Origin of the sequence: Amycolatopsis sp. NBC_00345 (assembly GCF_036116635.1) — a bacterium.
Taxonomy (GTDB): Bacteria; Actinomycetota; Actinomycetes; order Mycobacteriales; family Pseudonocardiaceae; genus Amycolatopsis.
Map to the genome: position 1 here is coordinate 3,931,448 of NZ_CP107995.1, position 12,840 is coordinate 3,944,287.

At 69.9% G+C, this 12,840-nt stretch carries 8 protein-coding genes and 1 pseudogene; 6 read left to right on the forward strand and 3 right to left on the reverse strand.

What is annotated here, in order from left to right; all coding sequences use genetic code 11:
- Positions 1-66: 66 nt before the first annotated feature.
- Both OG943_RS17250 and OG943_RS17255 read right to left on the reverse strand, forming a co-directional pair.
- On the reverse strand, positions 67-1,965 hold the full coding sequence (locus OG943_RS17250; protein WP_328610794.1) for a cytochrome c oxidase assembly protein: 1,899 nt from the start codon (positions 1,963-1,965) through the stop codon (positions 67-69).
- 139 nt (positions 1,966-2,104) lie between these two features.
- The gene (locus tag OG943_RS17255; RefSeq protein ID WP_328610795.1) at positions 2,105-2,677 is read right to left on the reverse strand and encodes a sigma-70 family RNA polymerase sigma factor; all 573 of its coding nucleotides are present in this window, start codon (positions 2,675-2,677) and stop codon (positions 2,105-2,107) included.
- Positions 2,678-2,740: 63 nt separating this feature from the next.
- Here OG943_RS17255 and OG943_RS17260 point away from each other — a divergent pair, with 63 nt between their 5' ends.
- Both OG943_RS17260 and OG943_RS17265 read left to right on the forward strand, forming a co-directional pair.
- Positions 2,741-3,472, forward strand: a complete 732-nt coding sequence (locus OG943_RS17260; protein ID WP_328610796.1) for a zf-HC2 domain-containing protein — start codon at positions 2,741-2,743, stop codon at positions 3,470-3,472.
- Positions 3,473-3,569: 97 nt separating this feature from the next.
- Positions 3,570-3,818, forward strand: a pseudogene (locus OG943_RS17265) (IS701 family transposase); the annotation flags it as partial.
- 16 nt (positions 3,819-3,834) lie between these two features.
- On the opposite strand, the gene OG943_RS17270 reads toward OG943_RS17265, so the two are convergent.
- Entirely contained in the window at positions 3,835-4,317 is a 483-nt protein-coding gene (locus OG943_RS17270; protein ID WP_328610797.1) for a hypothetical protein, read from the reverse strand.
- A gap of 440 nt (positions 4,318-4,757) precedes the next feature.
- Between OG943_RS17270 and OG943_RS17275 the strand changes: the two genes are divergently transcribed.
- From OG943_RS17275 to OG943_RS17290, 4 genes are all read left to right on the forward strand, one after another.
- A complete protein-coding gene (locus tag OG943_RS17275) occupies positions 4,758-8,483 on the forward strand; it encodes an ALF repeat-containing protein (RefSeq protein WP_328610798.1) in 3,726 nt (1,241 codons plus the stop codon).
- A gap of 20 nt (positions 8,484-8,503) precedes the next feature.
- Entirely contained in the window at positions 8,504-9,172 is a 669-nt protein-coding gene (locus tag OG943_RS17280) for a hypothetical protein (RefSeq protein ID WP_328610799.1), read from the forward strand.
- 153 nt (positions 9,173-9,325) lie between these two features.
- On the forward strand, positions 9,326-11,008 hold the full coding sequence (locus OG943_RS17285; RefSeq protein ID WP_328610800.1) for a trypsin-like serine protease: 1,683 nt from the start codon (positions 9,326-9,328) through the stop codon (positions 11,006-11,008).
- A 229-nt stretch (positions 11,009-11,237) separates the two neighbouring features.
- Positions 11,238-12,821, forward strand: coding sequence for a hypothetical protein (locus tag OG943_RS17290; protein ID WP_328610801.1), 1,584 nt, complete (start codon positions 11,238-11,240; stop codon positions 12,819-12,821).
- The last annotated feature ends 19 nt before the right edge of the window (positions 12,822-12,840 follow it).

The window sequence follows — 12,840 nt, forward strand, 5'->3', positions numbered from 1 at the left end:
GGAGATCTCCCTGGGTTGACCGGACACTGTGGACGGTTGTGGAAGAAGAACAGGACAGCGGCGGACTCATCGGCGGCGCGTCGCGAGCTCGGCCAGCATCGCGTTGTAGGCGTCGAACTCGCCTTCGCCGTTGCGGTCGCTGCGGCGGGCGCGGCGCTCGTCGTCGCGTGCCCACTGCACCAGGAGCGCGACCACCATGACGACCATCGGCACTTCCCCGCTGGCCCAGGCGATGCCGCCGCCGAGGCGCTGGTCCGCGAGCAGGTCTCCGACCCACGGCAGCGCGAGGTAGTGGTAGTAGGTGTAGGCGATCACCGTCTGCTTGCTCATCAGGATCACGCCGAAAAACGCGTGGAACGGCATCACCGCGAACAGCATGCCCAGCCGCGCCAGGTGCGGGATGCGGCGCGGCGTCCGGTCGGCGCCGACCGCGACCCAGGCGAACAGGTAGCCGGTCACCAGGAAGTGGATCTTCATCAGCTGGTGCGACCAGTGGTAGAGCATCGCCTCACCGAACAGGCCGGAGAAGTACAACGCGTAGAACGACCCGGTGAACAGCACGGCCGCCACCGCCGGGTGCGCGAAGAACCGCGTCACCGGCGCGTGCAGCAGCGAGATCAGCCACTCACGCGCCCCGGGAACGTCGCCGTGCGCACCGGCCGGCAGGGCCCGCAGCGCCAGCGTGACGGGGCCGCCCAGCACCAGCAGCACGGGGGCGAACATGTTCAGCGCCATGTGCGTGATCATGTGCAGGCTGAACGTGCCCGGCGCGTAGACGCCGAAGCCGGACGACGTCGCCACCAGCACCACCGCCCAGCCCGCAAGCCACGCCACGGTCCGGCCCGTGGACCAGGCGTCGCCCCGTCGCCGCAGCCGCCGGACCCCGAGCAGGTAGGCGAGCACGGCGGCCAGCGCGGCCGGGCCGAAGAGCAGGTCGGGCCGCCAGTCCAGGGCCAGCCGGGCGAACGTGGGCGGGAGGTCGAGGCCGTAGCCCAGGATGGTCTCCTGCACCGTCGCCGGGTGGTTCACGAACGACGGCGGGAAGAGCACCGTCAGCGCGGCCGAGCCGCCGGTCGCGAGGCCCACCAGCACCAGCTCGGCGAGCAGCGTCCGGATCGGCGACCGGCCCGGCCGCCGGCGGGCCAGCACCACTCCCACGCCCGCGAACAGCACCAGCTCGACGGCCAGGAGCAAACCGTAACGGCTGGCCACTCCGTCCGGGCGGACGGCGACGAATCCCGCCACCGCACCGGAAACGCCGACCACGGCGAAACATCCCGCGGAGAGCCGGTGATATCGGCGCAGCACCAACGCGGACGGGCTCGGCGTGCGTCTGAGATAAACCAGGAACGCGACCAGCGCCCCCAGCCAGGCACTCGCCGCCGGCACGTGCCAGAACAGCGCGTTGGACGCCAGGTCGTGCCCGGCCCCGGTCGACGCGTGCCCCGCGGTGATCGGGGGCAGCAGTCCCACCGCCGCCGTGATCGCGGCCGCGACCGTGGTGCGCCAGGCCATCGCCTGCCACGACAGCACGGTGGCCACCGCGGCCGCCACCACGACGCACAGCCACGCCTTGGGCTCCTCGGCCGCGTCGACCGTCGCCGCCAGTACCGCCGGCCGTAACATCTGGGCCAGCGGCAGTCCCGCGGCGACCGCGGCGGAGAACGGCACCGCGACCACCGCCGCGGCCAGCCAGACGGCCGCGCAGCCCGCGCCGAGCCGGGTCGCCGCGTAAGCGTCGGCCGACAGCGACCCGCCGCGCCGCCCGGCCGCCACGAACGCCGAGAACACCAGCGCGCCACAGCATCCGGCCCCCGCGGCGTCCGCCACGAACCGGACGACCGCGAACCCGTACGTGGTCAGCGGCCCGGGATCGGCGTTGCCCACGGGCGCGTAGACGTCTCCCGCCGTGGCGACCACGAGCAGGAGCAGGGCGAGCCCGGCCACCACGGCCACCACGGCCACCGCCCGGATCCGTTGAGGTTTCACCCCGGAGGAGTCGGACAGCGTGGCGGCGAAGTTCCCGGTACGTGATCTACGCCTCTTCGGCCGGCCGCCGCGGGAGGACGCCGCCATGGAACGGCACTGTCCACAACGGACAGGGTCACATGGCGCTGTTGGTCTCGCCTTGCGCGCGCAGGAGGTCTTCGCGGGCCCGCGAGACCCGCGACCGGACGGTGCCGACCGGGCAGCCGCACACCTCGGCGGCGTCGGCGTAGGAGAGCCCGAGGAACTGGGTGAGCACGATCGCCTCGCGGCGGTCCTCGTCGAGGCCCGCGAGCAGCACGCCGAGTTCGACCACGTCCTCGAAGCCCGCCGACCGGCCCCGCGCGGTGTGGTCCTCGGCCGCGCGCTGCCAGTCCGCCGCGCCGGAGATCCGCGGCCGCACCGAAGCGGACCTGATCTGGTCGACGACGACCCGGCGCGCGATGGACAGCAGCCAGGTCCGTGAGCTCGACCGCCCGGCGAACCGGCGCAACGAGCCGAACGCCCGCAGGTACGTCTCCTGCGTGAGGTCGTCGGCCTCGGCCGGGCTCGTGCGGTGGGCCAGGAACCGCCAGACGTCGGCCTGGGTGGCCCGCACCCAGCGTTCCAGTGCGGCCTGGTCGCCGCGGGCAGCAGTCAGCGCGAGCGCCGTGATGCGCTCGTCCTCGTCGCCGTCCCTGCCGCTGGACACGCGCTCACGGTAATGCACGAGGGGCGCGGGAACTCCAGAGGGCGTCCGGGCGACTATGTAGTCGTGAGTTGTGAAATCTTCCGCGAAGCGCTGTCGGCCCGGCTGGACTCCGAGCCCGGCCCGCTGCCCGGGGACCAGGTCGACGCGCACCTGGCCACCTGCTCGGCGTGCCGCGGCTGGTACGCGCGCGGCGAGGCGCTGCGCCGCGCCATGCTGGTCCGCGCCGCCCCCGCGGTGCCCGACCTCACCGCGTCGATCCTGGCGCAGGCGCCGCCGCTGTCCCGGGAGAAATGGGGCCTGCGCGTGGCGCTCGGCCTGGTCGGGCTGGTGCAGGGCGGCCTGGCGTTCGCGCAGCTGCTGGGCATGGACACCGGCATGCACGGCGGCGCCATGACCGGGCACCTGATCAACGAGAGCGCGGCCTGGAACCTCGCCGTCGGCATCGGCCTGCTGTGGGCCGCCCTGCGCACCCGCGCCGCGGCCGGGCAGCTGCCGATGATCGCGGGCTTCGTGCTCGTCCTCACGGTCGTCACCACGTCGGACCTGATCGGCGGCCAGGTGACGGCCGGCCGGGTGCTCACCCACGTGTTCCTCTTCGTCGGCCTCGGCCTGCTGTTCGCGGTCCACCGGCAGCACCGGGCACGCCAGGAACCAGGCCCGGGCCTCGGCGACGAACTGGACACCGGCGCGGACACCCAGGTGCTGCCGGGCCGCGGCTCCCTCGGCCTGGCCCGGCCACCCGCCCGGCGGGGCCGGAACCAGCAGCGGCCGGCTGGGCGGCATCACGCCGCTTGAGCATTGCGCGGTGTGTGCATTGCGCCGCCTGTGCGTCGTGCCGCGGCCGAGCGCAGTGGCCGCTTTCGCCTGAGCCGCGCTCAGCCTCCGAGCACAGCTGGACGGGGTGTGTGAGCGGATCGCGGGCCGGTTCGCGCGGTCGGAACCGCGTAATCGGGCGCGGGAGTGTGTGTCCGGGCTGGTCGCGGTCTGGAGCGGAAGAATGGCTGGACGCTGGCCGAACAGGCCGGCGAAGTGTCACCGGACGGGATGCAGCGCCTGCCGCGCTGGGCGGGGCTGGGACATCGACGAGGTCCGCGACGACGTCCACCCGGGACGCGGCCGTGCCCACGGTGGACCTGCCGGCAGATCCGGGGTGATGATCAGGACTTGGTGGTGATTTCCACGAGAGTAGTGGGCGCGTGCTGAGGGTCGGCGCCTTCACCGAACGGCGCGTACCCCTCGGGTTCGAGGGTGTGGTCCTCGGTTTTCCCGTTGCTGGTCAGCCGCATCCCCACCGCGTGGGAGCCGGCTTTGCCGAGATACACCTTGGGGATTTCCACGGTCAACCAGCCCCCGGGCGCCGTGGAACGGAAGCAAATGGTGCCGAGCTCACGGGAATGGACTTCGATCAGGTCCCCGCCGCAGTCGGCGAGCATGATTTTCCCGTTTCCCTGGAGCAGTTTCACGTGCTTCTCGGCGAGGATCTGGTCCCGCCCGGGGTAGCTGTAGTCCTCGACCAGCGCCGAGGGCTGGTCCGAGGCAGCGTCGCCAGGGGCTGCGGCCCGCGCGGCCGGCCCGCCGTTCGCGACGCCCGTGCCGACGGCGGCGACCACGGCAGCTATCACGCTCGCCCCGATCCACACGGCGGCACTCCTCGCACCCCGTGCGCGCGCCACGCTCTTCCCCATTTCTTCCCCCACCGTCTATCTCACTACGGACAAGAGGTCCGTAGTTCCGAGAATCAATTCTCGGTCGTCGCGTTTCGGCTGATCCCCCATCGGATTCTTCCTCACGTTAGCGTCCGGCCGACATTCGGGTCAATGCGACACAGGACACACTTCGACATAATCCACCGTTGCGGGAAAAACTCCTTCTCAAGCTTGAACCATTCGGCTTACCGCAGTTGACCATTCGGCTCATCAGACTTGGCCGCCCGTGATTTCCAGGTGTACGTTCTGCATGCCTGAATGTATTTCATCAGCCGCGGTCGCGGCACTTTCTGGGTTCTATGTTGACGCTCCGTTCCCGGTCCGGGAGCGGTGTGGGGTGCGCACGGCCTGTGCGCGGACGCGAGGAGGGGCGCGTGGACACCTGGGGACACAGCGCGGGGAACAAGCGTGGCCGGAGACGGTTCCGGCCGCTCGCGGCGGCCGCACTCGCCGCCGCGGCGGTGATCGGCGGGTGGCAGATACCCGCTGAAGCCGTCGCGGCGCCGTACCTCGCGGACCGGGCGCAGGAGACGGTTTCGGTCCGGGGCTCGGCGGCCGCAGGTCTGGCCGGCACACCGGATCCGGCGGGAGCGCCGGTGTCGCAGCGGGAGCAGCTGGCTCGTGCCTGGCGGGCCGGCGGAGAGCAGGTCCGCGAGCGCGCCGGGGGTGCGTTGATCGGCAGCGACGCCGACGTGTCGGCGTTTCTGCAGCAGGACCTCGCCGCCGCGCAGCAGATCGACGACGAGCTGCAGGTCTCGCGGATGCTCGCCCATGGTGGCCCGTCGATCAAGGATGCCGCGGTCAAGGCGCTCGACGGCGGGCCCGCGGCGGTGCGCGCGTTCCTCGCCTCCGGATGGGCGACGCCGTACCAGTCGGACACGGAGATCCAGGTGTCCCGATTGCTCGCGTCCGGCGGGCCCGGGGTGAAAGAGGCCGCGACCAGGGCGCTCGACGCGCACTCGTACGCGGCGTTGGAGGACTTCCTCCGGCACGGGCAGTTCGCGGCCCGTGAGGACGACGACCGGGTCCGGGCCACGCAGATCATGGCCGCCGGCGGTCCGGAGGTGAAGGCCGCCGCGCAGCGGGCGTTCGACGACGGGTCGTATGCGGCGATCACCGAGTTCCTCACCCGCGACCAGTTCGTCGCCGCGGACCGGGACAAGCAGACCCAGACCGTCGCCGGCCTGGCCGAGGTCGCGAAACAGGCCCAGCTCCAGGCAGCTGCGGAGACCGCCGCCGCGAAGGCCTCGTCCGAACGGGCTGTGCAGGCCGCCGCGATGGCCAGAGAAGCCGCCGAGCGCGCCGCGCGGGAAGCCGACGCCGCGCAGGGCGATGCGGGTCGTGCGGCCGGTGCGGCATCGCGGGCAGCGGACGCCGCGGAAGGAGCCGCGTCCGCCTCCGCGCAGGCGGTGTCTGCGGCCCAGACCGCGCACTCCGCGGCGATGGCCGCAGTCGCCGCAGCGCAGCGCGCCGCTTCCGCCGCGGTGATGGCCGGGGACGCGGCCGCTGCGGCATACCGGGCGGCGAACGACGCCCGCGCCCACGCAGGTGAAGCGGAGACCGCTCGCAAGGCGGCGCAAGGCGCGCGGGACGCCGCACAGGGCGCACGCACCGCGGCTGAAGCGGCCGGGCATGCGGTGGAAGCCATCCAGGGCGCGCTCGGCGCCGCCAACTCCGCGGCTTCAGCTGCGGGCGATGCGGCGGCGGCGGCTGACGCAGCCGCTCGCGCCGGCAACGCGGCCGGGGCCGCAGGGAAGGAATCCGCCCGGGCACGGGCCGAGGCCGCGACTGCGCGGGCCGCGGCGGCGCGGGCGAACCGGGCCGCGAACTCGGCCCAGCGGCTGGCCAACGCCGCCGCCGAGGACGCGGGCGAAGCACGGTCGGCGGCGGCCAGCGCGGCCGTGCACGCCGACGCCGCCGCGCAGGCCGCGGACGAGGCCGCCCAGCACGCCGGGGAAGCCGACCACGCCGCCGAGGACGCGGCCCGGCACGCGGAAGCGGCGAAGAATGCCGCCGACGCCGCGTCGGGTGCGGCCGAGCAGGTGAAGAAGGTCGTGGCCATCGCGCGGCAGACCGAGGACGAGCAGCTCGCGATCCGCGCCGAGCAGGGCCGCGCCGACGCGCAGAAAGCCGCCGCGGACCTGCGCGCCCATCCCCAGTCCGACCCTGGAGTCGAAGACGCCCTCCCGGCCGAGTCGACGCGCGACGCCGACGTCCGGGGCTGGCTCGCGACCGCCCGCGACACCGGCACGTCCGCCGGGGACGCAGTGACCGCAGCGCGCAAGGCCGCGCTGCGGCTGGCGGAGAAGAGCAGCCCGTGGACGAACCGAGCCGCCTTCGCCGCTCTCGGCGGCACCGACGCCCAAGTCCGCGCCTGGGCCGCCACTGGCGTCGACACCGCAGCGGATCAGGACGACCGCGTCACCGTCGTGGCGATGGCAGTCCGCGGACCCGCCGCGCTCACCACCGCCGCCCAGGACACGCTCAAGGACGACCACGCCACCGTCCTGGGATTCCTGGCGAACCCGGACTACCCGGGCCGCAAGCAGGACGACGAGATCCAGGTCGCCCGCCTGCTGCACGACGCACGCCCGGCCATGAAGGACGCCGCGACCAAAGCTCTCGACGGCGGGCAGGCCGCGGTGACGGAGTTCCTGCAGCACGGCCAGTACCGTGCCCGCGAACTCGACGACGACCTGCAGACCACCCAGGTCATGTCCGCAGGCGGCCCCGAAGTCAAAGCTGACGCGCAGACCGCGCTCGACGGCACCCCGCAGATGCGCCACGACTTCCTCGCCACCGGACAACACCGCGCCCGGCTGCGTGACCAGGCCCGCGACGCCCACCGCGCGAGCATCGACCGGCTCGTCGCCGACGCGGCCCAGTCCGCCGCTTTGGCACAGCAGCAGGCCGCCGAAGCCGCCCAAGCCGCCGCCATCGCCCGCCAAGCCGCCGAGGAAGCCGCTGGATACGCCAAGCAGGCAGGCCTGGCCGCCGACCGGGCACGGGGCTACGCCAACGACGCGGCCCGCTCCGCCGACGCGGCCAACGCGTCCGCAGCCGCAGCCGCCGAATCCGCCCGGGTCGCGCGCAACGCCGCCAACCAGGCCGCCGCCGACGCCAAGACCGCCGACCACGCCGCCCAGCAGGCCGCGGCATCCGCCGCCCAGGCACGGGCATCGGCCAACGATGCCGCAGCTGACGCCGCCCGAGCCCACCGCGCCGCGCTCGACGCCGGGAAGGACGCCGCCGACGCCCAGAAGGCTGCCAACGAAGCAACCCAGGCCTTCCTCGACAAGTACCGTGCCGAGCAAATCGCCCACGCCGCACAAGGCAACACCAACACCGGCGGCCTGCCCGAGGGCTTCGGCGGCAAAGGCGGCCAGGCCGACTACGCCAACGGCACCCGCATCGTCGTGGTCGGCTCCACCTGCTACCTCAACGGCGTCCAACTGCCCGGGCACCTCGGCACCGGCAACTGTGACAGCCTCGCTCACGACTTCGATATCTGGCTCAGTGACCGGAACTTCAACTGGGACGAACTCGGTAAACTGCCCAACGCCGGCGTAGCCCTCCTGTCCGAATACTGCAGCTATCACCCCGACGCCTGCGGCCCCGAGCTGCGCGCGCTGCTGCCCCGATGGAACCTCCCCTTCACCTTCCCCCCGGGCCTCCCCGACGAACTCCGAAACAACCTGCACCGCCTCATCTTCGGTGACAGCAACAGCCTGGCCGAAGCCATCAGCGACCTCCTCGGCGAGACCGGCAACCTCGCCGACATCGCCCGCACCCGCGTCGGCCAGGTCCACAACTTCGTCACCAAGGACGGGAACCTGATCGGGAAGGAGAGCGCGCCGGGAGTCCAGATCGTCAGTCCCGACGACATCAGCCGACTGCGAGAACAGCTGACCAACCAGTTCGGACCACCTGACCGCGTACAGGAAGCAAAGGGGTGGCGAGAAACGTGGTACATGGGCGATGGTAAGAAGAACGTGACCTGGCGTGACTACTCCCGCACAGGCGGCGCGACCGTCGACTTCAACCAGTTCGAACCAGGCGACAATCTCGGCAGGTTGAAGCGTTGGCACTACGAGAACTAGCGAACGAACAGGGGACGAGGATGTCGATCGCCGAGACGACGCCGGAAGCGCGAGACGAGCTGGCGCGGCTGCAGGGACGCCTCGATCTGGGGTATGCCGGGCCCGGGCACATCGTTCGCGAGATCCTGCCCGGCGGCTATCCGGCCTACGTGCGGATCCTGCATCCGTTCGTGAACATGAGCAACGGGACGGACACGCGCACCTGGGCCAGCATGGCAGCCCAGATCGGCCTCACGCTCCACGGGGAGACGTACCACGGAACACTTGCCCGGGCCGACGTCACCGAAGGGCCCCGCCAGTGGCTGGCCGAGACCGGCCGCCTCCGTCTTCCTGTTCAGAACGCGCTGGCCAGTGTCCTGGCCGAGGTATCGGGTACCTCGGATGTCTACTTCGGATACATCCTCTCCGCTCAACTGCCCGGGTGGGACGAACCCATCGTCGCTACCGCACCACTGGACGGGCTCGAGGACCTGCAGCGCCGCCTCGACGACGAGGCCGATACCCAAGACGGCCCGGAATACTGGTGGCCCCGGGACCACGCCTGGGTCGTCTGCTCCGACTACGACCTGACCTCTACCTACGTGGCGTGCAGCGAGGACGTCGCGCAGGCGATCGTCGCGCATCCGGATATCGAGGCGTTGTACGTGACACCCGAGATGCGTATCGACTCCGCGTCGGACAGGTCGTGATCAATCAGGAAGCTCCAGATCGTGTACGCCTGCCAGGCCAAGGGGACGACCAGGACGCACACACAGTGCAGGCCACCATCACCGTCAAGGGCGCTCCCAGCCAGGTCTCTGCTAAATCGCAACCACGCACTGAATACAAGAAATGGAATACTTGTGCCCGGGAGACTATTAAACATCAGACGTACCGCGGGTGCGTTGTCTATAATCACAGCCGCACTGCTCACCGCATCCCCGGCATACGCACTCTCCGGAGGCGACGAAGTCACCGGTAAAACACAGCCATTCTTGGCACAGATCCAGATCGGGAACCCCGGAGATACGAACGCCAGATCCTGCTCCGGCGCTCTAGTAGCGCCGCAGTGGGTGGTCACCGCCGCTAGTTGCTTCGGCGGCACCGCTGCCAACGGGTACCAGGTGACCACGGGCAGCCCCGCGGCCCAGGCCACGCTGCCCGGCAAGCTCGGGGTCGCGATCACGCGCGTCGTCTCCCACGGCGATCGCGATGTCGCACTCGCCAGGCTCGCCTACAAGATGACATCTGTTGCACCCGCCACCCTGGGGAGCACAGCGCCCACCACCGGCGACTCCGTCAGCGCCTCAGGATACGGGCGCACCGCGACCGACTGGGTCCCCAATCTCCCCCGCTCAAGCGCCTTCTCCGCCGCAGTCGACAGTGACACGACCCTGTCGTTGGCAGGCGCCCAGGACACCTGCAAAGGCGACGCCGGCGGGCCGGTTCTGCGCGCCACCGCGACCGGCACCGAACTGATAGGGGTCAACAGCACTTCCTGGCAGCACGGCTGCCTCGGCGAAACAACCACCCGCCAGGGCAGCGAAGAAGCCCGCACCGACAACATCAGCGACTGGATTCGCTACCAGGTCGACCCGGTCAACTCATGGGCATTCCTACCGGGTTCCGGACCGTTCTTTCCGCACAGTAAGACAGTCACCTCTCGCGCAGCGACAGGCGTCGGCCATTCAGCCTCACTCACCGGCCAGCACGCCACTGACATCGTCGGGCGCCGCATCTCCGACAACGCTCTTGTCGCGTACCAGAACAACGGGAACACCACGGTCGACGACCACTCGCTGAAGGCCGGCGTGGTCATCGGAACCGGTTGGGACGTATACACCATGTTCCAGCAGACCGACATCAACGGCGACGGGGTTTCCGATGTCATCGCCCGAGGAACCGACGGCACGTTGTACGCCTACCTCGGCACCGGGAAGCTCAACGGGACCAGCACTTTCAATTCTCGCTTCATCGTCGGTCGCGGTTGGAACACCTACGACTCGGTCTTCGCCGCGGACACCAACGGCGACGGGAAGGCAGAACTGTTCGGCGTCAAAACCGACGACGTGGACCCGACTCAGCTCAGCATGTGGGGTTACACCAACACCGGGACCGTCAATGGGACCTCGACCTGGCAGCCTGGGGTGAAGGTGGCCACCGGAGAAAAAGAGGTCGTGCCCAGTGGGTTCGCCGACTTCACCGGTGATGGTAAGGCGGATCTCTTCCTGGAGACCAACTACGCCAACGGCGTCAACGATCTCGCCGTTCTGGACCAGTACGCCAACGGTGTCGACACCTCAGGAGCGCCGAAGCAGCCGGTCACCTACCGCGTTGGTTCAGGATGGACGCCGCAGCAGTTGCTCACCATCGGCGACATCAACGGTGACGGCCACCCCGACCTCATCGGCACGGCGACGGACGGCACTCTCAACAGCTACGTCCACACCGGAACCTTCGTCCGGGACTCAGGCCACGGTGCCGGCACCTTCGGCGCACCGATTCTCACCGGCCGAGCATGGAACGTATTCGACATCATCACCTGACATTCCGCTTGAGTCACTCCCCTCCGGTGAGCCCCCGGTCTGCTTACCGCGGACCGGGGACTCACACGAGAAGTTGGCAGGTCAGGGCAGGTGATCTGTGGCGTACTTCACGCGGTAGAGTGCACTTTGAAGCGGTGATCAATAGCTACTCTACGTCTCCCTCTCGGCTACACATTGTCAGTTATGTCAGCTGTGCGCGGGTACTGCCCACCGGACTTGGGGAACTCACATGTCGTCCACGATCGCAACGGAGTCGGCTGACTCGCAGCCGGACGCTGTTGAGGCGTCGCCGCGTCGCAAGCCCGTCCTCATCGCGTCTGTGGTCCTGACCGCCGTTTTCCTTGTCGGCGCCTGGGCAGCCTGGTTCTTCACCATCGATGACGCATTCATCAGCTTCCGCTACGCGAAGAACCTCGCCGACGGACACGGTCCGGTATGGAATCTGACCGGACAGCCGGTCGAAGGGTTCACCGACTTCGGCTGGGTCGTCTGGAACAGCGTCGGCTCACTGCTCGGTATCGCACTGCCGTTGTTTTCGAAATTGACAGCTTTGGTGTTCGGCGCCGCGACGTTGGCGATGCTCGTGTCCGCGGGTAAACGCCACGCCGGGCTGGGCGGTGCTGTGGTCGCGGGCAGCGCGTTCGTGCTCTTCGTGCCTACTTACTTCCACATCTCCAGCGGCTTGGAGACAACCGCCTTCGCGGCGGTCCTGCTGCGCATCGCCATCCTCGGCCTCCGTGTCCTGGACAGGCAACGCGTCCGCGACTGGGAGCTGCCTCTTCTGGTCCTGCTCATCGGCACACTGCGCCCCGAAGGGGTACTGGCCGCGCTCCCGGCCTTTGCGGTATGGGTGTGGCACGAACGCCGTCGTGTACCACCGCGGTGGTACACGACAGGCGCAGTACTGATCGGCGCCGGCTACTTCCTCTGGCGCTGGCGGTTCTACGGCCAACTCCTGCCCAACACCTTCTACATCAAATTCGGCGACCTCGACTCCGGCCGGCTCTGGACGGTCCACACCGCGGAGATCTTCCTACCGCTGATCCTGCTGACCCTCGCGTTGATCATCCGCCGCACCACCCGATCCGCGGGCCTCCTGCTCAGCAGCACGGTTGCGGTCACCTACGCCACCTACGCCGTGTCCGGCCCGACAATGGACTACCTCGACCGGTTCGCCGACCACGCATTCCCCGTTCTCTGCCTCGGCGCGGGTCTCGCGATGAAAGGCCTCGTACCCCGGGCCATTGCCGCGGCCGCCGGTGTCGTCGCGGTCGCCTGGGTCGCGATCGCCGGGGCGACCGCGGCCGACCTGCCACTGATCTCCAACTACGGCCCCGACCTTCAGCGCGCCCACGTTCCGATCGGCAAGGGTCTCGCGCTGGCCGACGTGCCACCCGCCGATCGCACCCTCGCTGTCAGCGATGCCGGTGCGATTCCGTACTACAGCGGCTGGAACGCGATCGACTACATCGGCCTCAACGACGCCGCCATCTCCCACGGCGCCGACCCGACCGCCGTCGTCACCGCCGCCCATCCCACAGTCGTCATCGTCACGGCCCCGAGCAGCACCATCCAAACCTCACGGTATGGCCTGCGCAACTTCGAGGCCACCGCCGGCTACCAAGAAGTCGTGTCCGTACCAGCACGCGACGGTTACTGGGAAAACGTGTTCGTCCTCCCCGCTTACGCGGACACCGTGCGCACCAACGTCGACACCGAGATCGCCAAGGCGCGAGAAGCGAACGACCCGGGTCAGCTGGAAGACACCATCCCCCGCTGGCTTTCACGACTTCAGCACGAACTCTTCGGCTAGACGCGCTGACGCTCAACTG

What these genes read in the sequence shown, in the direction of transcription:
- OG943_RS17290 (WP_328610801.1), top strand. Translation starts at nt 11,238, where the DNA reads ATGTCGTCCACGATCGCAACGGAGTCGGCTGACTCGCAGCCGGACGCT.
- OG943_RS17280 (WP_328610799.1), top strand. Translation starts at nt 8,504, where the DNA reads ATGTCGATCGCCGAGACGACGCCGGAAGCGCGAGACGAGCTGGCGCGG.